Consider the following 24,467-nt stretch of genomic DNA (forward strand, 5'->3'; position numbering starts at 1 on the left):
CATCAGCTGTAAATTTAACCATAGAAAAACTGCACCTCCAATTGTTAGACGGTGTCTAACAATTGGGGTGCAGTTCAGTGAGAGGGTGCTCGTTTTTTGTTATGAAACAGAAAAGAATTACTTCCAACCACTTATAAAGACATTTTGATATTTTCTTCGCTAATCTACTAGTTTGTGTAAACGAGAGAATGTCCATTATGAAAGATTTCAAAATAAAGGTGACTTAACATGCAGCTAAATTATATAGGGAAATAGAAAAACCACTCTTATATGAGTGGTTTCTAATCATTATTTTTAGGCTATACATTTAAAATTAGGCTAAGTTATAGAAATAATAAACATTTTATCCGTGGTTATTATTTTGGTTCTGGATAATGATTGTAGTATGAGATTCTAATAAATTCTTGGTAGATATTTGTTAATTTAGCATCTCTAAGAGCATCGTTGAATTTTTGCATACGTACACTACCTTGAGCGTAGCCTCCACCAGGAGTATAAGGGTTTCTAGCTTCAAAGTCATCCATAAATACTTTTAATTTTTTATAGTCTTGAAATTGATAGAAAGCCGCGGCCTTTTCAGGAGTGACATCAAAGTAAGAGGATGATGTTGAGTTATAAGAAGCTGCTTGAGCACTAGGTACCTCTAGCATAGTTGCAGCTCCACCGAACATAGTAAGCGCCATAGAAGATACAATAATTTTTTTGAACATAATAAAACCTCCATGTAGAATATTTGGATTAATAGTAATTCTGTAATCATTATAGTTACAACGAAAGTGATTATCAAATGCAATGTTGCATAATTAATTCTTTGAATAAGAAGTTCCCCTTATATCTAAATGGAGGAGTGTAATAATGAATTAATAGAGTAAAAGAGGGGTACATATTATTCGGGGTAACAAGAAAATGAAAAGAAAAGGTTATTTTTAATTGGGGAAAGTTAAAAGGAATGATAGTTAACAGCTGAAGTTACCATTATTGGGAATTTAATTTCGTTTATTTGTGTTGAGAAATAAATAGTATAAGTTGTATAAGGCGAAATGAAGGAAGATTTCTTATAGATTTTTCGTTTAACAAAGTATGTTAAACCTCGCTCAAAATCATGTAATAGACTACGAAATTATCTTTCCAAAATAAAATATAGTTTGACTGAAAATTAGAGGACATTAATTCATTGAAGTAGTAATTACTGTTTTTCAGGATAGGGGTCTTTTTTTATTTAAGAAAGAGAATATATTTTCTCAACAGGACAAATGGTAATCATCTATAAGTACTACTTATAAGGATAATAGGAAAATAGAAATAAATAATAAAGGAGAATGCGAAATGACAACATTACTATCCAATAGAAATCGAGTTAAAATTAGTGAAGAAGATGTAGATGTATTAAAGGTAATGGCACATCCCGTTCGATTACAAATTGTAAATGAATTAATGCACCATAAAATGTGTAATGTTACACAGTTAACGGAAATATTAAGACTCCCGCAATCCACTGTTTCACAGCATCTATCAAAATTAAAGGGAACCGTACTCCGTGCAGAAAGACGAGGATTAGAGATGCATTATTATATTGATAATGCTAAGGCCCGCCAAATTATAGGGATTTTAGGTTTTTAGGTTCATACTACGTAAAAAGTTTCCTCATATAAAATAGGAAACTTTTTTTGTTGAATAAATTGTACATATTTATAAATAGAATGGAAAGAAGTAAACTAGTAATTTAAATAGTGGCCTCTTTTAAAGATAATTAAATATGCCAAAATATATGATTACAAAGCGAAACTTTTGATGCCTTTTTTTATTTATTAGGTAAAAGCAATTGGGTGGATTTTCTTACAGTAATGGTTGGATAAAATAGAAGATTACTAACTTGAACAAAAGAACTACTAGTTACATATTTAACATACATATTTATCTGGTTAATTGCAGTCGTGTTTTGGAATCTGTATATAGTAAACTCATTTGAAAACTTGAAAAATATTAAAATGTGTAAATTTTATGACTATTTAGTTAAAAATATTTAATATTTGTAATTTTTTGTTTTATAATGATAATCGGGTTGCTCGTGAATGTTTTAGATATTGCGATATATACTCAGATAAATTTATTTTAGGGAGGTTTCAGAATTGAGTAAGAGAGTTATTATAAGAGTTTTTACATTATTATCAGTACTGGCATTATTCTTTAATGTGTTTTTACCAAGGGCTAGTGCAGAAGTTATGACGCATGAAAAATATTCAATGGAATGGAGTTATAGTAATAGTCTAGGTAAGTACATTCGGACTGAATTTATTAAAAATTCAAGCGGTCAAATTGCTTATTGCTTAACTCTTGGATTAAAATCACCAAATGGTGAAGATCTTCCTGAAATGGGGAAAACAGATAATGTAGTATATAAGGTCTTATTAAATGGTTTCCCACAAAAAAGTACTCAACAGCTGGGAGTAGCTAATGAAAATGAAGCGCATTATGCAACTCAGCTTGCGGTCTGGAATGCATTAGGTCAACTTGATGTAAATGAATTAAAACATGAGAATAAAAATGTTGAAAAAGCAGCTAAGGCTATTATTAATAATGCTAATAATAGTGAAGAGACGCAAGATATTTTTATGAATGTGATTCCTGCTGAAAAGCAAAAAGCAGAATTAAAGGGTGAGTTCTTTGAAACGAATCTATACACAGTACAAACAAATGCTAAGAGTGGTTCTTATAAGGTAGTAGCGAAAAATGCCCCTAATGGAGTTAAAATTGTTAGTGAAAATGGTGAAGTGAGAGATCAGCTTTCAGTTGGGGAAAAATTCCGTATCCAAATTCCTAAGAACACAAAAACAGGTGAATTTAATTTAAGTGTTGCTGCTAATTTAACTAAAGTTCAAGCAATTGCTTACCGCGGCACGGATACTGTTCAGAATGCTACAGTATTATTAGAAAGAAATGAAGAAAAACTTAGTAGTGATCTTGCAGTAAATTGGGAAGCAACTGGTTCTTTAAAAATTAAAAAGGTTGGAGAAAATGGGGAAGTTCTAGCTGGTGCAGTATTTGAAGTCTTTAATGCAAATAATGAATCAGTTGGAAAAATCACGACTGGTGCTGATGGTACTGCAGAATTAAATAACCTACAAATTGGTACATATACAGTAAAAGAAATTAAAGCACCAACAGGTTATGTTTCAGGTGATAAACCACAAACTATTGAAGTTAAAACAGGGGAAACAGGAGCTGTTCAAGTAGTAAACAATAAAGTAAAAGGTAACATCGAAATAAAAAAACTTAGTGATTCAGGAAAGATTTTGCCAAATGTTGAATTCACAGTCTTCACTGAAGATGGAAAAGAAGTGAAAAAAGTAGTAACAAAAGAAAATGGAATTGCAAAAGTTGAGGATCTTACGTATGGTAAGTATTATTTCTTAGAGACAAAAACACCTAATGGATATCTTGAAAATAAAACAAAGTATCCTTTTGAAATTAAAGAGCACAATAAAACACTTACTTTTACAGTAGAAAATACCGAAGTAAAAGGTAGTGTAAAATTACTTAAAGTAGATAATGAAGATATCAGCAAAAAATTAGAAGGTGCAGTATTCGAGTTAAAAGATGCAAGTGGGAAAGTTATTGGTGAATATAAGACAGATAAAAAAGGTGAAGTTAACGTCAAAAATTTAGCATATGGTAAATATTCATTTGTAGAAAAGGCTTCTCCAAACGGTTACGTTCTTATTAAAGAACCGATTATGTTCGAAATAAAGGAACATGGGAAAATTATTGAGTTATTAGCAGTTAATCATCTTATCAAAGGTGATCTAGAAATTACAAAAGTTGATGTAGCTGATGGAAACAACAAACTTCCAAATGCAGAGTTTACTATTTATAATGAAGCAGGAAAAGAAGTAGTAAAAGGAAAAACAGACGATAAAGGTATCGCGAAGTTTGAAAAGTTACCATTTGGAAAATACACATATAAAGAAACTGTTGCACCAAAAGGTTATGTATTGAATGAAGAAACGTTCTCTTTTGAGATCAAAGAGAATGGTCAAATCATTAAACATATTGTCAAAGATGAAAAGATTCCTTCAATAAAAACAACAGCTACTGATAAAACAGATGACACAAAAGAAATGCACACGTCTAAGTCTGTAACAATTCAAGATAAAGTGGAATACAAAGATCTACAAATAGGTAAAGAGTACACTGTAAAAGGTAAATTAATGGATAAAGAAACTAATAAACCATTAGTTGTAAATGGAAAAGAAATAACAGCTGAAACTAAGTTTACACCAAAAGAAGCAAATGGTTCTATTACATTAGATTTTACATTTGATGCAACTGGTTTAGAAGAAAAAGAAGTAGTAGTATTCGAAGAGTTACTGAAAAACGGAAAAATTGTTACAACACATGCTGATATCAACGACAAGGGTCAAACAGTTAAGTTCGTTAAGCCTTCAGTAAAAACAACAGCTACAAACAAAGCTGATGGTGGAAAAGAGATTCATGCAAATGATTCTATCACTATCCAAGATAAAGTAGAGTATACTAACTTAGTTGTTGGTAAAGAGTACACTGTAAAAGGTAAATTAATGAACAAAGCTATTAAAGAACCATTATTAATTGATGGTAAAGAAGTAATAGCTGAGACTAAGTTTACTGCAAAAGAAAAGAATGGTTTTGTAACAGTAGAATTTACTTTCGTTGGTGCTGAACAGCAAGGAAGAGAAGTAGTCGTGTTTGAAGACTTATTACATGAAGGTCAAGTAATTGCAACTCATGGAGACATTAACGATGCAGGTCAAACAGTTCGATTTGTAGAGCCTTCAATAAAAACAACAGCTACAAACAAAGCTGATGGTTCTAAAGAATTAGACGCTACAAAATCTGTAACAATCCAAGATAAAGTGGAATACAAAGACTTAATCGTGGGTAAAGAGTACGTTGTAAAAGGTAAACTAATGGATAAAGCAACAAACAAACCATTATTAGTTGAAGGTAAAGAAGTAACAGCAGAATCTAAGTTTACTGCAAAAGAGAAAAATGGTTCTATCACATTAGATTTCACATGTAATGCTTCTGCATTACAAGGTAAAGAAGTAGTAGTATTTGAAGAACTGTATCAAGATAGTGTCTTAGTAGCTATTCACGTTGACATTGAAGATAAGGGACAAACAGTGAAATTCAAAGAGGTAAAACCGGAACAACCTAAACCAGAACAGCCGAATCCAGATAAAAATACTCCAACATCAGAGCAACCTAAAGAGCAAGTAAAAGAACAACCACAACCTAAGAATGAAATTCAATCTAAAATTGGATGGTTACCGCAAACAGGTACTAACCTTACTAGTTGGATCTCTATGGCTGCAGGCGCATTACTGTTAATTGTAGGTGGAGTGATTTTCTTAAAACGTAAAAATGCATAGAAATTAAAAAATAAGCACATCTGTTTTTATAACAAGATGTGCTTATTTTCTTACGTATTTTTGATCTAAAATGAAATTTGTTGCAGGATTAATTAAATTCATTCCTTGTTATGCAAATATATTTCTAGTGGAAATAAATTCTTCATTATTTTGCCCTGGACAGACTTTATAAAAAATGGTTACGTTTCCTAATCATGAAATAATCCTCTCAAATTGCAATCCTACTTTTTGTAAAAGCTTTACTGCATCAACAATATTTGTAGAAGTAATTGCTACAAAAGTTTTTCAAATGAAATTTATAAAAGCTTGATAGGCAATACCAAGAGAAAAGACCGTAGCTACCATATGTACAGTCCATTTAGGCATATTTAATTTCAATACGGTATTGTACAAGATTCCATATACGATACAATTGCAATGAATTGAAGAACTAACAAAAATAGTGGTTGTTCCATTTATTCTCACTTCCTTTATTTAATATATTAATATAATTAATTTAGAAGTGGAAGTTTTATTTCTATAAAGTTCCAAAAATGTGATGTGAAAGGAATATTGGTAATTACAAGAATTGATACAACTATAATGTAACTCAAAAGATTATTACAAAATCAGTAAAATAACAAAAAGATCACCATGAGTGGTGACCTTTTTATTACGCGTTATACCCGAATAATTTTAAATCTTCTCCTGAGTCTGAAATTATCTTTTCGAACTGCAATCCTACTTTTTCTAAAAGCTTTCCTGAGGTGATGTTATCTATAGAAGTAATTGCTACAATTCGTTTCAGTCCAAGTTTTTGTACACCGTATTCGATTACCGCAGAAGCAGACTCGTGGCCATATCCTTTTGAACGGAATTTTTCTAAAAAGGCAAAGCCGATATCAACATCTTCTAATGAATCTCTTTTAATAAGACCGCACATACCAAGTGGCGTGAGATCTTCTTTTCTTTCTACTAAGTAAAGGCCAAATCCGAGTTTGTTATACATATCGACTGGTCCGTTTACGATATAATTTTTTGCGTCTTCTAAGTTTTTAACCCCTTTATTACCAATAAACTGAATCCATGCAGGATCGTTTACTAATTCAAGAATAAACGGAGCATCATTTATATCGAGCCAACGAAGAGTGAGTCGCTCAGTTTCAAGAACTATCAAGGTATTGCACCACCTTTAAATGTTATAACAATTAGTATGGATTGCGTAATACAAAAGTGCAACATATTTTAATTACGCTCTACTTGTTCACATAAAGTTCGTTTGTTTTGTATAAAAGGATATTTTATAATTAGATTTGATTGTAAAGAGTGAGATACTTATACAATGACTCCTAGGTGACTAGGAGTTTTTACTATATAACTATCATTATTACTAAATATGACACACTACACATTCTACTCAAGGAGGTACATAATGAAAAAATTATATAATGCATCGTTTACGTATTTAATTATCGGTTTATTGTCAGGAATATTTGCTAGGGAGTATGGGAAGTATAAAGGGATTTTAGGTTCTACTTTATTAAACCTTTTACATACACATACACTTGTGCTTGGTTTTTTCTTCTTTTTAATTGCTTTAGGATTAGCAAAAGTATTAGCGTTTCATGAAGTGAAAGGATTTAATAAATGGTTTGTTTTACATAACAGTGCATTAACTTTAATGTTAGGTTCGCTGGCAGCGAGAGGGCTTCTTCAATTAAATGGAGCGGATTTTAAAGGGTTAACGTATATTGTAGGTTTCTCTCATTCATTGATGGCAGTTACTTTAATCTGGTTTATGTTGTTAATAAAGAAGTCATATAAAATGTAGTTAAAAAAGAACTTGTAGCGGGTGCTGCAAGTTCTTTTTTGTATGCTTAAAGTTGAGTAATCTTATTTTTCTAATTATTTTGTATAAAAATGGTATACTTATTTTAAAATTAAAAAAGGAGAGTTAGTTATGGAAATAACAATTGAGCATTTAGTAAATGAATTAAAGCATATACTTCCTGAAGATCGAGTAGTAATAAATGAGACAGTAAGAGAGTTACATAGTAAAGATGAATCATATCATGCTAGTAGTTTACCTGATGTAGTCGTTTTTCCAAAAACGACCGAAGAGGTTAGCGGGATAATGAAAGTAGCGAGTGAGCATAAAAAACCTGTCGTTCCATTTGGAGTGGGTTCTAGTTTAGAAGGACATGTAATTCCATATGAAAAGGGGATCACAATGGATTTTTCTCTTATGAATAAAATACTTGAAATAAGGGAGAAGGATTTTCTTGTGAGAGTACAGCCAGGAGTGACCCGCTCTCAGCTCAATAAAGAACTGAAGAAATACGGTTTGTTTTTTAGTGTAGACCCAGGAGCCGATGCAACGTTAGGTGGAATGGCTGCTACAAATGCAAGCGGAACGACAGCGGTTAAGTATGGCGTAATGCGTGATCAAGTTCGTGATTTAGAAGTGGTTCTAGCTGATGGAGGCGTAATACATACGGGGAATTTAGCAGCGAAGTCATCATCAGGTTATCATTTAAATGGTATTTTCGTAGGTTCAGAAGGAACGCTTGGATGTTTTACGGAATTAACCTTAAAAGTATATGGTATACCAGAGCATGTTATGGCAGCGAGAGCATCGTTTCCAACTATAAATGATGCAGTAGAGGCTGTTATACATATTTTGCAAGCAGGTATTCCGATTGCCAGAATTGAACTTGTTGATGAATTATCTATGAAACAAGTAAATCATTATAATGAAACAAGTTATAGAGAAGAACCTACACTGTTTTTAGAGTTTCATGGCAATGAAGCGGGGCTAAAGCAAGATATTGAATTTACGAAAGAAATCGTTCTTGATCATAAATGTAAAGAAATCGCGTTTGAGACGGAAACTGCGGCGAGAAATAAATTATGGGATGCAAGACATAACTTAGCGTATTCTTACGTGCATAGTTATCCTGGCAAAAAACTAATGAGTACAGATGTATGTGTGCCGATTTCAGAATTAGCTGGTGCGATTCACCATGCGAAAGAGGTATTACATAAAGTAGGTCTTATTGGTGGTATTCTCGGTCATGTTGGAGATGGGAATTTCCATGTACTCTTAATGATTGATACAAAGGATAAAGAAGAAGTGAAGAAGGCAGACGAAATAAACGAAAGTATCGTTCTATATGCTCTTAAACGAGGTGGAACGTGCACGGGAGAACATGGCGTTGGAGTCGGAAAACGAAAGTATCAAGAAGAAGAACATGGGGCGGCATTATTCGTAATGGAGAAAATAAAGAAAGCTCTTGATCCGCAAAATATTTTGAATCCGAATAAGGTGTTTCAGTTAAAGGATAAGGGATGATTGGGTGAAAGTACTAGAAGCGATAAGTAATATAGCTGGAAAGTATTTTGCATTTTAGGTTATTTGTATTGCAGCTATTGCATATTTCATTCCCACGCCATTTCTCGGGTTAACTAGTTACATAACAATTTTACTTGGGGTTGTCATGTTTGGGATGGGGTTAACATTAAAGACTGTTGATTTCAAAATCATCGCTACAAAACCATTGCCAGTTATTATCGGTGTATGTGCTCAGTTTATTATTATGCCACTTGTCGCATACGTACTCGCCTACGTTATGAATCTACCAGCGGAATTAGCAGCTGGATTAGTGTTGTTCGGTTCAGTACCGGGTGGCACCGCATCAAATGTTATGGCTTATTTAGCAAAAGGAAATTTAGCGTTGTCTATTGCAATGACTGCCAGTAAATGCTATGTCTATGTTTCTTTCTATCGTACAAGGCATTATCGTGCCTATCATTTTGGGATTATTAGTGAAGAAGTTTTTTCCTTATACCGTTAATAAAGGAATGACTGTAATACCTTTAATATCGGTTATAGCAATTATCATTATTGTTTCTGCAATTGTTTCAGCAAATGTAAGTAGCATTACTTCTTCAGGTCTGCTTATCTTTGTTGCAGTGATGCTCCATAATGCATTTGGTTTTTTGCTCGGGTATATAACTGCGTCCGTACTTGGATTAGATGAAGGGACTAGAAGAGCCATTTCAATAGGAGTAGGAATGCAAAATGTGCTGTTGCACTCCCAAGTGTATTAGCGGCAGTATGGCATAACATTGCAGGACCAATTTTAGCAATTGTTTGGTCAAAAAATGCAAAGGGGAACTTTATTGATAAAAATTTATCAATAAATATAGAAAAATAAGAGACGCGCATTTCATTTGAAATAGAGGAATGATAAAAAATGCAAAAACGTATTGTACATTTTGAAGGACTGATTGTATTTTTAGCCACGATTTATATGTATTCGATATATGAATTTGGTTGGATTATATTTTTTGTATTCCTTTTAGCGCCGGATTTATCAATGTTAGCATATGGGATCAATAATCACGTTGGTGCTAAAATATATAATGTATGTCACACATATATCATATCCATATTAATTGTTCTAATAGGTGTCTATTTTAAGATAGATACCGTTCTAATGATTGGCTTAATATGGACAGCACATATTGGAATGGATCGAATGTTTGGATATGGATTGAAATATGAGACGGATTTTAAGGATACTCATATTCAGAGGTTATAAGAGATGGGTGTAATGTGGACAAATAATAAATTGAGGAGTTGAATTTCAAACAATTGTTGAGAAATATATATAAATATGGATATAAATAATTGAATTGTGTTACTTTTAGAATAATTAAAGAGAAGAGGGAGGGGTTTCAATGAATATACAAATCACGGGTAATAAATTAATTACCAAGATGCTGAATGATTGGTACCAAAATATCAGAGCCCAACGAGTAAGTGAAGCGAAAAAAATAAAGGAAGAGATTGATAAAAAGCTACATATTATCGAAGAAGATATAAATGTTTTATTTCACTATTATCTTTTAGATTTTCGATATAAAGTGCTAATTGATGGTATAGGTATTTCAAAAAATTCTTTTGATAAAGTGGATTCGTTGCCTAAACCGAACGATGAATTTTTAGAATATTATTATTATTTATTCAAATCCATACATTCTACAATTCTCTCAAATTATAGTGAAGCGAGTAACTATTTTGATAAAGCGGAAGGATTACTAAAGCATATTCCAGATGAAGTTGAACAAGCAGAGTTGAACTACAGAGTTTCTACATTAAAATATCAAATGTATCAAGCATATTCAGCTATTGAATATGCTTCGAAAGCAAGGGATATCTTTGCAAAACATGCAGGGCATGAAATGAATGTAGCACTATGTGAAAATGTTTTGGGATTATCTTTTTCAAAATTAAAACAGCATGAAAGAGCAGAGGAGTATATTGTTTCAGCATTAAATACTTTGCAAAAAAAAGATGCTGAAACACTAGTTTTAAGAATAAGGCATAATTTGGGATTATTGTATGCGAGCCAAAACCTTTCAGTCTTAGCTATTAGGCACTTATCAGAAGTTTCTAAAAAAATGCCGAATCATTATAAAGCTATTTTTATAGAGGCAGGAGAATATTATAAAATAGGAGAAATAGAAAAGGCAAAAGAGTTAATTGAAATTGGATTGGAAGTTTGTAAAGAATTAAAAAATGATGAATATAGGTATCATTTTTTAATTCTAAAGGAATTTTGTCAATGTTTAAAAGCAGAAAACGTAGAAAAAATTATACTTGAAAGTTTTGCTTACTTTGAAAGAGAAAATTTAACCGAATATATCTGCGAATATGCTGAAAAGCTGGCAATAGAGTTTCATAAAGAAGGCAATATAGAACAGGCTGAAAAGTATTTTTATAAGGCTTATGAAATGAGAAAAAGAATATTTGACAAAGGAGCGTTGAAATAATGAAAAAAATCGGATTAACTATTATGGGATTAGCGGTTGCTGGTGTTGTATCTTTAAGTATTGGCGGTATTTTAGCTGAATCTAAACAAGAGGCACATGAAAATTTTTCGATATTAAACCTTGATACAAAACAATATGCTGCTCATGGAGATACGCCTGCACCTGCAAAACCAGATTTTTTAGTAGTAGAACGTGTATAAATATAGAGTGAAGTATTTTTGATTTGAAGTCGGCATTTTTAGTTGATTTTAAAAGTGGACATTAAATAAGTTAACTTAAAAGGTGTTTTCAATATTGAAAACACCTTTTAAGTTTGTTGTTAACAGTAAATATAATTAGAAATGTTCTTTTAATTGCAATCAAGTCCCACAAAAAGTACGATAAGGACGATTCGTAGGCACGGGTGGAACACAGTATTCTTCTTGCTCTGCAGAATAAGCATAAGGATTTGATAAAGCTTCAAGAAGTTTCTCCATTACGCTATAATCTCCATCTGTAACAGCTGCTTCTAATGCTTCTTCTACACGGTGGTTCCTTGGGATGATCGACGGGTTATTATTTTTCATCATCTCATAGGCGTTCTCTTTTGATTCTTCTTGTTTTTCTAATCGAGATTGCCATAGTCCGTACCATTCTTTAAATTCTGGACTTTCGAATAGAGGGGTATTTTCTAACGTATCGAGAGTTAAAGAACGGAAGGTATTTGTATAATCCGCTTTATATTTCTCCATCATTTTTAAAAGTTGCTCAATAAGTGATTGATCTTGTTCCTCGTTGCTAAATAGTCCTAATTTCTTTTTCATTCCAAGGAACCAATTGTTTTCATACTGTACGCTAAATTTTGAAATTTCGTCTTGTGCAATCTTTAATGCTGTTTCTTCATCTTCATGTAGGATAGGTATTAAAGATTCAGCTAAACGAGCGAGATCCCAAGCAGCCATATATGGTTGGTTTCCATATGCATAACGGCCTTGTGTGTCAATAGAGCTAAATACGGTTCCTTGGTCGTAATTGTCCATAAATGCACAAGGACCGTAATCAATCGTTTCCCCACTAATCGTTATATTGTCAGTGTTCATTACACCATGGATAAATCCAACAAGTTGCCATTTAGCGATAAGACTTGCTTGTCTTTTAATGACTTCTTGTAGTAATGCAGTATATGGATTTTTATGAGATTCAATTTCTGGATAATGCCTTTTGATCGTATAGTCAGCTAGTGATTGAAGATCCTCGGTAGAACCACGAGCGGCAGCATATTGAAATGTGCCAACACGTATATGGCTACTAGCAACCCTAGTTAAAATTGCTCCGGGTAACTTTGTTTCACGATATGTTGGTTCGCCAGTTGAGACAACTGCTAAACTTCGAGTAGTCGGAATATCAAGTGCATACATTGCTTCGCTAATAATATACTCACGTAGCATCGGACCGAGTGCAGCACGACCATCACCGCGGCGTGAATACGGAGTAGGGCCAGAACCTTTCAGTTGAATGTCAAAACGTTTACCGGAAGGAGTAATTTGTTCGCCAATTAAAAGGGCACGGCCGTCGCCTAACATATTAAAATGTCCGAATTGATGACCGGCATACGCTTGAGCTAATGGATGAGCTCCTTCAGGGAGTGCATTACCAGCGAAAATAGCAATTTCAACTTCTTTTTTCAATTCTTCAGGATTAAAGCCGAGAGATATTGCTAGTGAATGATTTAGTTTAACTAGCTCCGGTGAACTTACGGGAGTAGGGGGGATTTCTGTATAAAATGATTGTGGTAAAGTCGTATAACTATTATCTAAATTCCAACCAGCTTCATTATTTTTAGTCATTTTATCTCCTCCTCTTTTGTAATTAGGATATGTATTTGTACGTATGTATTCTTTGTAAAGTTAACTAAAAGTATAATATAATATTTCCCCTTGCAATCTATTGTAAGGACTTCATTGCACAATGTCTATTTAACAGCAAATTTAAAACCTCCATTTTAAGAAAATGGAGGTTTTATTATTATTTCATTTTTACAATTATTTTTCCTTTTGCTCTTCCAGACTCTGAATATTCCATTGCTTTTTGAGCATCTTCAAAAGGGAAAGCTCGATCGATTACAGGTTTGATTTGTCCAGCTTCAATATAGTTTGCAATAGTACGTAATTGATCCCCGCTTGGCTTCATAAATAAAAATGAATATTGAGCATTATGCTTTTTTTCAAGTGCGGTAAGTTTTTTGCTGGCTAATGAAAATAAGAGAGTTTTAAAGAATCCTGAACCAAATTCTTTACCGAAGCGAGCATTCGGCATGCCTGAAACGGAAACAATGTTTCCTCCGCTTTTTATAATATTGAATGATTTTTCAAGTGTTGCACCGCCTATTGTATCAAATACCGCATCATAATTTTTTAGTATATCTTCAAATTTCTCTGTTTTATAATTAATAATTTCATCTGCGCCAAGAGATGTTACTAAATTCGCACCAGCTTCACTAGCAGTCGTTGTAACAGTGGCACCCATTATTTTTGCTAACTGAATAGCAAAAGTACCAACACCACCGGATCCAGCGTGAATTAAAATCTTTTGTCCTTTTTGTAATTGCATGATGTCATGTAATGCTTGATATGATGTTAAGCCAACGAGTGGAATCGAAGCAGCTTCCTCAAAACTTAAATTATTAGGTTTTAAAGCTATATCATCTTCATGAATGGCTATATACTCCGCGAAAGTACCAATCTTATTTTTTCTTGGGCGTGCATATATTTCATCACCGACTTTAAAGTTAGTCACTTTTGCCCCAATCTTTACGATGACACCGGAAAAGTCATTACCAAGTATTAGGGGCATTTCATATTTCAGTAACATTTTTACTTTTCCGTCGCGTATTTTAAAATCAATTGGATTAATGCTAGCTGCATGAATTTCTGCGAGCACTTCATACTCATTTATTTCAGGAGTAGGTACCTCTGTCATACGCATTGGGACTTTTCCATATCTATCAATTATCATTGCTTTCATTTCTTATACCTCCAAATACCGTATCTTTATTTCAATAAAAGTTGTGCAACAGCTTTTCAATATCTAACACAAGATTTTTTAATAAACCTAATTTTGTACGTATATCAATATAATAAAAGTTTTTTGTGCCTTCTTTTCGCATTAAAATAATACCAGCTTCTCGTAAAATCTTAAGGTGATGTGATACTGCTGGGCGGGAAAGGTGTGTTTGCTTCGTAATTTCTCCTACACGTAATCCGGTTTGACATTCCGTTTCCATGAGAACTAACAAAATAGCTTGCCTTGTTTCATCGCCAATTGCCAATAATACTTTTTGAGAATCAATAAAATCTTTTTTTATAACATTTAATTGTTCTTGTTTATTCATTTCAATCACTTTGCCTCCAATAAATTAGTCGAAAGGTTTAAGATGATGAACCATTGCATCGATACGATAATGCTACATGATTGTTGTATGAGCTGCAATATTGGGAAAGAAAATCGAGACGAATGAATTTTTTATTGTTGAAAATTATAGAGGGATAGAAAAGGGATTGGAAGGATTACATAACTCAATAGATGAAGTTTTAAAAATGAAAAATGATTTAACAATAAAGTAAGCGATCGCAACCTTATATAATCCATAAGGTTATAATCGCTTATAATTTTTGTATTATTTCTGATTTCTATAATAAAACATGGCTCAACGTAAAGTAAGTTCTTTTGTTTTACTCTTTCATACACACACAATTCAGGTGGATTATAGATGTATGAAAAGGTAAAAGGGATTTTGGGGCGTAATCTATCTATATGATAATTCAAAATGAAATATAAGTCTATATTTTAATGGTTTTTTTAATTATATTTATGATACTGAGCTCAGAACAATGATGTGGAGGATAAATATATGAAAGCAAATTATGTACCAGTTTTAATTGTTGGAGGGGGATTATCAGGATTAGCGTCTGCGTTATTTCTTGCAAAACATAATATTAGGTACTTACTTATTGAAAGACATCCGTCTACTGCAATTCATCCGAAAGCAGGCGGGCTTACTTTACGTACAATGGAGTTATTTCGAGAATTAGGTTTAGAAAATAGAATTAAATTGGCGGGGAAAGCACTAGAAAATTGCCGAGGAAGAATAGCGGTTCGTACAATAGCTGAGGCGAATAAGGAAGAATTGGAAAAAATGAGAGCCACTCAGTATGGAAACGATGAAAAGTTACTTCAAAAAATAGAAGAGATTAGCGCATCAAAACAAACTGCTTGTTATCAAATTATTTTAGAAGAAATGATGTTACAAGAAGCGAAGACATTAGGCGGAGAACTATCTTTTTATCATGAATTAATTTTATTTGAACAAAATGAGAACGGGGTAAAAGCAACGATTCGAGATCGTGAAACAGAAAAAGAGAGTGTCATACATTGTGATTATGTAATTGCAGCAGATGGGGCGAAAAGTAAAATACGTGAGCAGTTAGGGATTAAAACTGAGGGTCGTGGAACCATTGGTGGCTATTATATGAATATTTATTTTGAAGCTGATTTAAGTGAGTTTATACAAGGAGACGCATTCGGTTTTTCTATGGTACTTCATACGGAGGTTCTTGGTGCACTCATCCCGGTTGATAACGTAAAAAAATGGATTTATCATGTAGCCTACGATCCATTAAAAGGAGAGGGGCCAGAGGATTTCAATATAGAACGTTGTAAACAAATTATTCAAACAGCAATTGGAAGTACAAATGTTGAACCAGAAATATTAAGTGTTCTACCGTGGGAAGCGAGTGAAAGTACAGCGATAAAATTTCAAGAAAATCGCATTTTTTTAGTTGGTGATTCTGCACATATTATGCCGCCAACAGGAGGATTTGGTTCAAATACGGGAATACAAGATGCGCATAATTTAGCCTGGAAGTTAGCTGCTGTTATAAAAGGGAAAGCAAAACCGAAATTGTTAGAAACATACCATGATGAGAGATACCCTGTTGCAAAATTAACGACGGATTATGCGAGTAGTTTATTATTTCGTGCTGCGAATAGAGAGGAAGGCAGTTTGAATAATATGGATGGTTTAGCTGTAACTGTTGGGTATCAGTATTGTTCAGAGGCGATTATAGATGACTCCAACACTCCGCATAGAATGGATGTAGTAGAGCTGAACGGAAGACCTGGCACGCGAGCACCACATTTTTTTGGGGTGTATGAAGGGAAAGAAGCTTCTATACTAGACTTATTCGGTAACAATTTTGTATTACTTACAGGAATAGAAAATTGTTCTTGGGATGAAGCTGCACATGATGCTTCATCTAAATTAGGAATAAATATAAAAGTGTATCGAGTTGGTCTAAGTGGAGACTTTATTGCTCAAGAAGATGTTTTTAGCAAATTATATGGGATAGAGAATGGAGGTGCTGTATTGATTAGACCTGATGGCTTTATAGGGTGGCGTTCAGGGAAAGAGGTTATATCTCCAATAAACACAGTACTTGAAGAGGTTATGAACAATTTATTATGAAATTTTCAAATAAATAAGGAAGTGTGGTTGTATATAAATTATCCACTTTTTAACTAAGAATTGTAAAAAATGAAAGTTGTTATAAAAGATAATAATATTATGTAAATAAAATAGTTGATAAAAACAAAAAGACATTATAGCTAATCATTGTCCATAAAAGTCTGATCAGTGTGAACTAATACTCAATGGAGGATGCATAAAACTTGGTTGATTGAAGTTTTACTTTATTAAAAAATCATATTCACAAAATTTAATAGGTTTGGTATGATTAATTTCTACAAGTTAATAGAGGCCGGAGATATTTGAGAAAAGCCATAAGTTTATTTAGGGATACAGGAGTGTCCTCTAAATAAATTATGGCTTTTTTTATTGAATGAACCGTACACAATAGGGAGTTACATGTGAAAAGGAGGCTATAGGAATGAAATAGTATAGTAATAGTTTTCTTTATTAATAACATAGAGAAAATATATTTGTAAGATTGAAATTTTAATATAGGCTTATAAAAATAATGAAAGTATGTCTTCTATTTCGTGTAAATCTCATTAGCTTGTTGAAATTTGCAACGTAGGAAGGGTTAAAAGGATGAGAAAAATTATTAGCGTTTTAGTTATTTTCTTTATGACGGGAAGTATCTTTGCTGGGGGAGCTGTTCATGCGAAATCAGAAGGGAAGCATGAATGGAATACGAATAAGTTTTTAAATATTGCACATCGCGGAGCAAGTGGACATGCACCTGAGCACACTTTTGCTTCTTATGATTTAGTGAAAAAAATGAAAGCGGATTATTTGGAGTTAGATATTCAATTAACTAAGGATGGCCAATTAATTGCAATGCATGATACAGCAGTTGATCGAACTACAAATGGTACAGGTGAAGTACGAGATAAAACGTTAAGTGAAATAAAGAGTTTAGATGCAGGGTCATGGTTCAATAAAGCTTATCCAGAAAAGGCTAAGCAAGAGTATATTGGTCAAAAAGTTCCGACTCTTGAAGAAATCTTTCAGAAGTACGGAAGAAGTATGAAGTATTATATTGAAACAAAATCGCCAGATGTGTATCCAGGAATGGAAGAGAAATTATTAGCGTTATTAAAAAAATATAATTTAATAGGTCAGAACATGTCTTCTAGCCGTGTTATGATTCAATCATTTAGTAAAGATAGCTTAAAAAAGATTCATAGTATGAATGAAAATATTCCGTTAGTCCAACTACTTTGGTATTATCCAAATGATAACAACGAGATTGTTGAATGGTCTGGCATTACACATGAGCCGAAAAGTGTAACGAATGATGATTTTCAAGAAATTAAAACGTATGCAGTCGGTATTGGGCCAAACTTACGTAATGATAATGGAGAGTTAATTATTGATGAGTCATATATGAAAAAGGCTAGGGAAAATCACCTGCTTATTCATCCGTATACAATTAATGAGAAACCAGATATGAGATTGTTAATTAAATGGGGTGCTACAGGAATGTTTACAAATTATCCGGATCGGTTACATAGTGTTTTAAAAGGAAAATAAATAGGGAAAAAGGTATACCAATATTTTAGGTATACCTTTTTCTATGATGTAAAATGAGTGGTTACTGTTTCAGGGTAGATTCAAATAATAGAGTTCAGTGCCTTCTTCACGCTAATTCTCCAATAAACCAAATCTCTTTTTTAGAGCATTCATCTTCGTCATGAATGATTTCTTGAAAGTGCAATGTTTTGACGGTATGACAAATTGTAATTCCCCATTTTTCCCAAAAAACAGATTCATTTGAAAGCGGAATCCATTTTTGAAATTCACTATTTCTACGGGGAAAAGTATGAAAGTAGTCATCGTTTTTAAATATGATAATTTGAGAGCGCCATAAATCTGCAATGGAAATCATAACTACAACTCGATATGTATTTGTGTCGTTCGGTTTCATTTTCAATAATTGATTTGCTTGATTTAATAAAGTTTGAATACACAATCTCTTTACTTTCCTAGGGGTTTTTTGAGAGTTAATAAAAGCTTGTGAAACAGGTAAAGGTATATACCAATATTGATTATGATAGAAAGTAGAAGGGAATGTATTCGTATATTCTTCAATTCGTTTAATCATAGTATTTGTTTTTCGTTTCATACCACGTATTTTCTTTTCACGCATTGTGAGTCATCTCCATAAATTTTTGTAATGCAGCTGAGTGAAAAATATCTTTTCTCGTAATAAAAGTAGTAGGAACTTTTTTGAAGCTATTTGGTAAAGGGTTGAATGATACGTCATGTTTATGACCATTTAAGATAGATTTCATCATAATTGCTATGCCCATACCTGATTTTACACATGCGAGTATCGCTTCAATCGTTCCAAACTCTAAAACTCGTTTAGGTGAAATTCCTTCTTCTTGAAGCCAGTCTTCTAATAACCTTCTATAATAGCAACCGTGACTAAAGGTAAGTAAATTCATGTCTCCTATGTCTTGGAAAGAGGATAAAGGATTTTTGCTAATGAGAACTAATTCTTCTTCACGAAATACATTTGCACGAAGTTCAGCGTGCTGAGTAGTTCCAGCGATAAATGCTCCGTCTAGTTTTCGGTCTAATACGAGATGGGTTAGCTGTTCCGTCGTATTTGTTTCTAAAACTAATTCGACTTGTGGGTAATTCTCATAGTAGTTCGCTAATATGGAAGGAATCCGAACAGCTGTTGTGGATTCTGTACATCCGATTTTTAAAGTGCCTTTTGGTTCGGTTCCATTACTTTGGACCGCTTTAACAGATTGCTCCATTAAGTGGATGATTTGTTTTGCGTATGTTAATAAAATCTCGCCGTTAGAAGTTAAAGTAACACCTTTTCCATTTCGATAAAATAAAGGCACACCTAATTCGTTTTCTAGTTGTTTCATACGCATCGTTACGCCAGATTGTACATAGTTTAAATTTTTTGCAGCATGAGATATATTTCTTTCTTTTGCAACTTCGTAAAAAACAGTTAAATCTTTTATGTCCACGTATCATCCCTCCGAAAAAGGTATCAATTTTTTTGATGGATTATATGATTAATATTTATTTTATATGATATCAAAAATTTCATACAATGGAAGGGGATGGAGGGATCTTAATGCTAATGAAAGAGAATGTGAACAGTACTTATAAGTGGATGATGTTAATTTTTGCGACGATTGCTCAAACGACAGCGACACTTATAACGTATGGTGTCGGAGCTTTCGCTTTATTTTGGAAGGAAGAATACGCACTTACGAATATGGAGAGTGGGTTATTAGTAAGCGTTGTAAATATTGGACCGCCATTTTGCATGCTTTTTGTTGGGAAGCTACTTGATCAATATAATGAAAAATGGTTAATTACTATCAGTTCATTTTTACTCGGAGGTTCGCTCTTACTGACTAATATAGTAAATGGATTTAAAGGGTTACTCTTTGTCCTTTTGTTAGTAGGAATGTTTTATAGTGTTTCCCAGCCGGGAGGAAGTAAAGTGATACTAAAATGGTTCTCAAAAGAAAATCGTGGGTTAGCAATGGGGATCAGGCAAGCCGGTATACCTATTGGTGGTGTACTAGCGGGAGTATTAATTCCGTTACTTGTAATAAAATATAATTTGTCTTATGCGATACATGTAATAGGAAGCATTTGTATAATAGGTGGTCTTTTATTTTCTATATTTTATCGAGATTCATGTGTTCGGAAGGAAGGGAAAGAAGAACGTATAAAAACCTCTTTTTGGGTGCAGTTAAAATCAGTGATGCATAAAAAAGCGTTGTATCCAATTTATATAACTGGTATTTGCATGATTTCATTACAAATGGTGTTAGTTGGACATTTTATAAATTTTTTAGTAATGGAACAATCAATTACACCTATTTTAGCCGGAAAAGTATTTTCAGTTATGTTCTTTTCTGGAATGATTGGCCGTATTACATTGGCAGCTGTTAGTGATTTGTGTTATAAGGGAAACCGGCGCATCCCTTTATTTATATCGGTCTGCACTTCTATCTGTTTTATTCTTATGTTAGTAATGAATATACATACAATAAGGAGTGAGTTCTTGTATGTTGTAAGTGCATTGTTAGGGTTCTTTTCGATTGGCTGGTTCAGTCTTTTTATTATTGAAGTTGCAGAAACGGCAAGTGAAGAATCTGTAGGGATGACAGTGAGTCTTGCTCTTACATTAAATCAAATTGCTATTATTGTTGCACCTGTCTTATTTGGGTATATTGTAGATCAGAAAGGGTATACGTATGCGTGGTTGTGTATAGTTGTATTACTAAGTATTTCAGTACTCAGCTTATATAGGGAGAATAAAAAATAAAGGAAAGTTAGCAATGTGAATTTTTGGTGAAGAAAATATAAAGAAATGCCATATGAGCGACATTTCTTATTGAATATGCTGTATAATCAAAAAAAGAAAATGAGATTCGTTTTCAATTACGTTCATTTCCTCTTTTGAAATTACCTGTAATTTTAGCCATAATCAGTTGTTTTTCTTTATCGTTATTTGCATGATTTATTTTGTTTAAAAATTTTTCAGCGACATTTCCTTTTAAAATCATAATTTGTTTTCCGTAATATTCAATTAAAACTATATCGTTCTTTGTTATCCGATAATGAAACATTCTATCATCTAAACGATTGCGTCTATCGGTATTTTTCATATTACATCTCCATTCTGTATGATGTGTAACAAATGTTACATAAGAAATTGAAATTATAGTCAGGTGCATCCGATTGTATGCTGGATATTTTTTAAGAAAGAAATACAATAGAGAGTAGTTGAAAGTTGAATATGATAAAAAGGAATCTAATTTAAATAAAGAGAATAGCAAGTAATATTATAAAATATCTGAAAATTAAAAGATATAGAATAGAATGGATGCACGTTAAGTGAAACTAGAAAAAGAGGGTTCCTATTATGTTAAAGAAATGGTTAATCGTTTTCTTTATTTTTGCTGTTTTTTGTGGGAGTGTCGTTGCACTAATACATGCAAAGAAAGATAAAAAATATGATATAAAGGCATTTTCGAATATAATTGATAAGCAAAAGGACGAGCAGCAAGAAGTTAGTATAAACGAGAAAAAACGCTATGAAAGTGCAGCGGGAAAACTAGATCAATATTTAAAAGATAAAGGGTTTAATGGGAGTGTTCTAGTAGCTAGCAAAGGTCATGTGATTTTACGAAAAGGTTACGGCTATGCGAATGTGAAAGATAAAATGTTAACAACGCCAAGAACGAAGTATCGTATCGGTTCAATTACGAAAACAGTCGTTGCGATATCTATTATGCAACTAAGAGAAAAAGGGAAATTAAATATTGAAGACAATGTCAATAAGTATATTCCATCGTTTCCGGCAGATAAAAACATTACGTTACGAAATTTGTTAACACATACGTCCGGGTTACCAGAACAGGGGCAAGGGAGTGTTGATGCAGCGTCACGTTTAAAGTTAGTAACGTGGATTGGTGCGCAAACGTTACAATTTCCTGCAGGGACAGGATGGAAATATACAGATTATAATTATATGGTTTTAGCGTATATTGTCGAAAAGCTTACGAATAAACCGCTTGCTGAATATGTGAAAGAAAATATTTTTAATCCTGTTGGAATGCATGAATCTGGAATGGGGGCAACTCTTCCAGAAGATATTTTCCTAGCGGAAGGTTATACGAAAAAAGATAATGAATTAATAGATGCGCCTCGCTTAAAAATGAACTGGCTATATGGTTGTGGTGAAATGTATACGACTGTTGAAGATATGAAAAAATTAGATGAGGCTATTATGGATGGGAAATTACTTTCTAAGCAAGGCTTATCTGATATGTTTACTGTATCACCTGCAAGAAAATATGGATTTAGTTTCTATATTTACCCAGATTATTATCATAATCATGGGGTATTAGCTGGTTGGAACACATTTAATAATTTTAACTGGGATAAACGAACGTTTGTTATATTATTCTCTAACGTACAGAATGGTATGAATGATACGTTTAATCAAGAGTTTAGAAAAATGGCGAATGATTTAATAGAAGAAAAATAAATGTTTAAAAATCGGTATTGATATGAAATGATCAATACCGATTTTTTTTATTTAATAATGTTTTATTTAGTGAACAAGCAAGTATGAGAAGGGAATAAGATTAGAATAAATTTATGAAGGATGTTAAAAAATAGTAATGTTAAATAGAGGGGGTTACTTTGTGAATGCCCTCTATTTTTATTGGAATTTTACGATTATCACGTGGGAGGATAATTGGTAATTTTTACATCGATGAAAAAGCTTGAGCTTCACACTATGTGAAGCTTTACATTATTGAAGACAAGAACAGGAGGGGCAGAAAATGAAAAAAGTAGTGAAGTTTTGTTTGATAGCTACATTAGCTACAACGGTTATAAGTGGATGTTCTTATGAAGGTGAAAATGAAAATGCAAAAGGGAAAGAGAATGAGAAGGTAGAGGTACAGAAAAAAATTGGAAAATACACGATGCCGGATGAAACAGATAAACATGAAGGTACATGGCTACAATGGCCACATGAATACACATATGGTCAAGAGTATCAACAAGAAGTTGAACCTATTTGGGTTAAGATGGCAAGTGCTTTAACTACGGGTGAAAAAGTCCACATTGTTGCATATGACCAGGAAGAAAAAGAGAGAATCAATAAGCTTTTAACAGATGAAGGGCTAAATATGGAGAAGATTGATTTCTTTATAGCACCTACGGATGATGTATGGGCAAGAGATAGTGGACCAATTTTTGTTTATGATAATGATAAAAATCTAAAAATATTAGATCCAGCATTTAATGGTTGGGGGAATAAAACACCTTACAAAAATGATGCTCGTATTCGTGAGAACGTTAGTAAGCAATTAGGGATTGAAAGAATTGATTGGGGGAAATTTGTCCTTGAAGGTGGCGCAATTGAATTAGATAGCAATGGGACTGCTTTATTAACTCGAAGTGCTGTAACGAATAAAAATAGAAATCCTGATTTATCGGAAAAGGAAATTGAAAAATATATAAGTGACCTTGGGGTGTCAAACTTTATTTGGTTAGATGGAGTACCTAATTTAGATATTACGGACTTTCATATTGATGGATTTGCTAAATTCCATAATAAATCTACTATTATAACGATGAAAGAAGACGACCTAGCCGAATGGGGTTTGTCTAACAAAGATATGGATACATTGTTGGATGCAAAAAATGCTTCAGGAAAGAAGTATAAGTATGAATACTTACCACTTAGTAAAGACAAGGTTGCTTTAGAAAATGGGAAAACTCTTGATTATAAGGGATCATATATCAATTATTATATTGGGAATAAAGTGGTATTGGTGCCTAATTATAATGATCCAAATGATAAAATCGCAAACGACGCGATTCAGAAGTTATACCCGGATCGTAAAGTAGTAGGTATTGATGTGAGAGAGCTTTATAAAAATGGCGGTATGATTCATTGTGTGACACAACAACAACCAATTCAATTGAAATAATCGTTTGGAGTTTCGTTATACTGCTGTATAGACAAAATAGATGAAATACTATCTTTACCTATTTTGTCATGCTTTATTATTCGTAAAAATAAAACGTTTTAATATAATGATAATCGGAGTATAGTGTATTGTCGCTTTTCGTTTTATCCCGCTATTTGCGGGTAGTAAGGCTCTCACCTTAAAACTCGACTCGAAAAAAGAAGTTAGGTGGGAGTCGGGCTGTCCATAAACGCCCGGTTA

The 24,467-nt window shown here is 33.0% G+C and carries 20 protein-coding genes and 1 pseudogene; 13 read left to right on the plus strand and 8 right to left on the minus strand.

Annotation, left to right across the window (positions count from 1 at the left end; all coding sequences use genetic code 11):
• Nucleotides 1-356: 356 nt before the first annotated feature.
• Entirely contained in the window at nt 357-710 is a 354-nt protein-coding gene (locus tag JDS92_RS13835; protein WP_199632046.1) for a hypothetical protein, read from the minus strand.
• 616 nt (nt 711-1,326) lie between these two features.
• Between JDS92_RS13835 and JDS92_RS13840 the strand changes: the two genes are divergently transcribed.
• Both JDS92_RS13840 and JDS92_RS13845 read left to right on the plus strand, forming a co-directional pair.
• Nucleotides 1,327-1,620: an ArsR/SmtB family transcription factor gene (locus JDS92_RS13840; protein WP_000209595.1), complete on the plus strand. Its 294-nt coding sequence runs from the start codon at nt 1,327-1,329 to the stop codon at nt 1,618-1,620.
• 509 nt (nt 1,621-2,129) lie between these two features.
• The gene (locus tag JDS92_RS13845) at nt 2,130-5,411 is read left to right on the plus strand and encodes a VaFE repeat-containing surface-anchored protein (protein ID WP_199632047.1); all 3,282 of its coding nucleotides are present in this window, start codon (nt 2,130-2,132) and stop codon (nt 5,409-5,411) included.
• Between the two features lie 652 nt (nt 5,412-6,063).
• On the opposite strand, the gene JDS92_RS13850 is transcribed toward JDS92_RS13845, so the two are convergent.
• Complete coding sequence (locus JDS92_RS13850) at nt 6,064-6,567, minus strand: GNAT family N-acetyltransferase (protein WP_098822090.1); 504 nt, start codon at nt 6,565-6,567, stop codon at nt 6,064-6,066.
• Between the two features lie 255 nt (nt 6,568-6,822).
• Between JDS92_RS13850 and JDS92_RS13855 the strand changes: the two genes are divergently transcribed.
• The 6 genes and pseudogenes from JDS92_RS13855 (at nt 6,823) to JDS92_RS13880 (ending at nt 11,428) form a co-directional block, all read left to right on the plus strand.
• The gene (locus tag JDS92_RS13855; protein ID WP_199632048.1) at nt 6,823-7,221 is read left to right on the plus strand and encodes a DUF2871 family protein; all 399 of its coding nucleotides are present in this window, start codon (nt 6,823-6,825) and stop codon (nt 7,219-7,221) included.
• A 129-nt stretch (nt 7,222-7,350) separates the two neighbouring features.
• Entirely contained in the window at nt 7,351-8,742 is a 1,392-nt protein-coding gene (locus JDS92_RS13860; RefSeq protein ID WP_199632049.1) for an FAD-binding oxidoreductase, read from the plus strand.
• 61 nt (nt 8,743-8,803) lie between these two features.
• Nucleotides 8,804-9,607: pseudogene (locus JDS92_RS13865) on the plus strand (bile acid:sodium symporter family protein).
• A 39-nt stretch (nt 9,608-9,646) separates the two neighbouring features.
• A complete protein-coding gene (locus JDS92_RS13870) occupies nt 9,647-9,994 on the plus strand; it encodes a DUF4260 domain-containing protein (protein WP_001172035.1) in 348 nt (115 codons plus the stop codon).
• Between the two features lie 139 nt (nt 9,995-10,133).
• Nucleotides 10,134-11,228, plus strand: a complete 1,095-nt coding sequence (locus tag JDS92_RS13875; RefSeq protein ID WP_001025510.1) for a response regulator aspartate phosphatase — start codon at nt 10,134-10,136, stop codon at nt 11,226-11,228.
• Nucleotides 11,228-11,428 carry a hypothetical protein gene (locus JDS92_RS13880; protein ID WP_000719636.1) on the plus strand — a complete coding sequence of 67 codons (201 nt, stop codon included), beginning with the start codon at nt 11,228-11,230 and terminating at the stop codon, nt 11,426-11,428. Before JDS92_RS13875 ends, JDS92_RS13880 begins: the two co-directional genes overlap by 1 nt.
• A gap of 159 nt (nt 11,429-11,587) precedes the next feature.
• Here JDS92_RS13880 and JDS92_RS13885 read toward each other — a convergent pair whose 3' ends face one another.
• The 3 genes from JDS92_RS13885 to JDS92_RS13895 form a co-directional block, all read right to left on the minus strand.
• Complete coding sequence (locus JDS92_RS13885; RefSeq protein WP_098911818.1) at nt 11,588-13,054, minus strand: protein adenylyltransferase SelO; 1,467 nt, start codon at nt 13,052-13,054, stop codon at nt 11,588-11,590.
• A gap of 178 nt (nt 13,055-13,232) precedes the next feature.
• Complete coding sequence (locus JDS92_RS13890) at nt 13,233-14,231, minus strand: NADP-dependent oxidoreductase (protein WP_199632050.1); 999 nt, start codon at nt 14,229-14,231, stop codon at nt 13,233-13,235.
• Nucleotides 14,232-14,262: 31 nt separating this feature from the next.
• Nucleotides 14,263-14,607, minus strand: a complete 345-nt coding sequence (locus JDS92_RS13895) for an ArsR/SmtB family transcription factor (protein WP_000571879.1) — start codon at nt 14,605-14,607, stop codon at nt 14,263-14,265.
• Between the two features lie 510 nt (nt 14,608-15,117).
• Between JDS92_RS13895 and JDS92_RS13900 the strand changes: the two genes are divergently transcribed.
• The gene (locus JDS92_RS13900; protein ID WP_142345895.1) at nt 15,118-16,731 is read left to right on the plus strand and encodes an FAD-dependent oxidoreductase; all 1,614 of its coding nucleotides are present in this window, start codon (nt 15,118-15,120) and stop codon (nt 16,729-16,731) included.
• A gap of 585 nt (nt 16,732-17,316) precedes the next feature.
• Nucleotides 17,317-18,261: a glycerophosphodiester phosphodiesterase gene (locus JDS92_RS13905; protein WP_098000536.1), complete on the plus strand. Its 945-nt coding sequence runs from the start codon at nt 17,317-17,319 to the stop codon at nt 18,259-18,261.
• Between the two features lie 106 nt (nt 18,262-18,367).
• Here the strand turns inward: JDS92_RS13905 and JDS92_RS13910 are convergent, their stop codons facing one another.
• Together JDS92_RS13910 and JDS92_RS13915 are read right to left on the minus strand one after the other, a co-directional pair.
• The gene (locus tag JDS92_RS13910) at nt 18,368-18,877 is read right to left on the minus strand and encodes a DUF3916 domain-containing protein (RefSeq protein WP_199632051.1); all 510 of its coding nucleotides are present in this window, start codon (nt 18,875-18,877) and stop codon (nt 18,368-18,370) included.
• Nucleotides 18,870-19,721: a LysR family transcriptional regulator gene (locus JDS92_RS13915; RefSeq protein WP_097953774.1), complete on the minus strand. Its 852-nt coding sequence runs from the start codon at nt 19,719-19,721 to the stop codon at nt 18,870-18,872. Before JDS92_RS13915 ends, JDS92_RS13910 begins: the two co-directional genes overlap by 8 nt.
• 86 nt (nt 19,722-19,807) lie before the next feature.
• Here JDS92_RS13915 and JDS92_RS13920 point away from each other — a divergent pair, with 86 nt between their 5' ends.
• A complete protein-coding gene (locus tag JDS92_RS13920) occupies nt 19,808-21,040 on the plus strand; it encodes an MFS transporter (RefSeq protein WP_199632052.1) in 1,233 nt (410 codons plus the stop codon).
• 112 nt (nt 21,041-21,152) lie between these two features.
• Here JDS92_RS13920 and JDS92_RS13925 read toward each other — a convergent pair whose 3' ends face one another.
• A complete protein-coding gene (locus tag JDS92_RS13925) occupies nt 21,153-21,383 on the minus strand; it encodes a hypothetical protein (RefSeq protein ID WP_199632053.1) in 231 nt (76 codons plus the stop codon).
• A 257-nt stretch (nt 21,384-21,640) separates the two neighbouring features.
• On the opposite strand from JDS92_RS13925, the gene JDS92_RS13930 reads away from it, so the two are divergent.
• Entirely contained in the window at nt 21,641-22,768 is a 1,128-nt protein-coding gene (locus JDS92_RS13930) for a serine hydrolase domain-containing protein (protein ID WP_000915199.1), read from the plus strand.
• Nucleotides 22,769-23,069: 301 nt separating this feature from the next.
• Entirely contained in the window at nt 23,070-24,227 is a 1,158-nt protein-coding gene (locus tag JDS92_RS13935) for an agmatine deiminase family protein (protein WP_199632054.1), read from the plus strand.
• Nucleotides 24,228-24,467 lie beyond the last annotated feature (240 nt).

Origin of the sequence: Bacillus cereus group sp. N12 (assembly GCF_016483575.1) — a bacterium.
Classification (GTDB): domain Bacteria; phylum Bacillota; class Bacilli; order Bacillales; family Bacillaceae_G; genus Bacillus_A; species Bacillus_A toyonensis.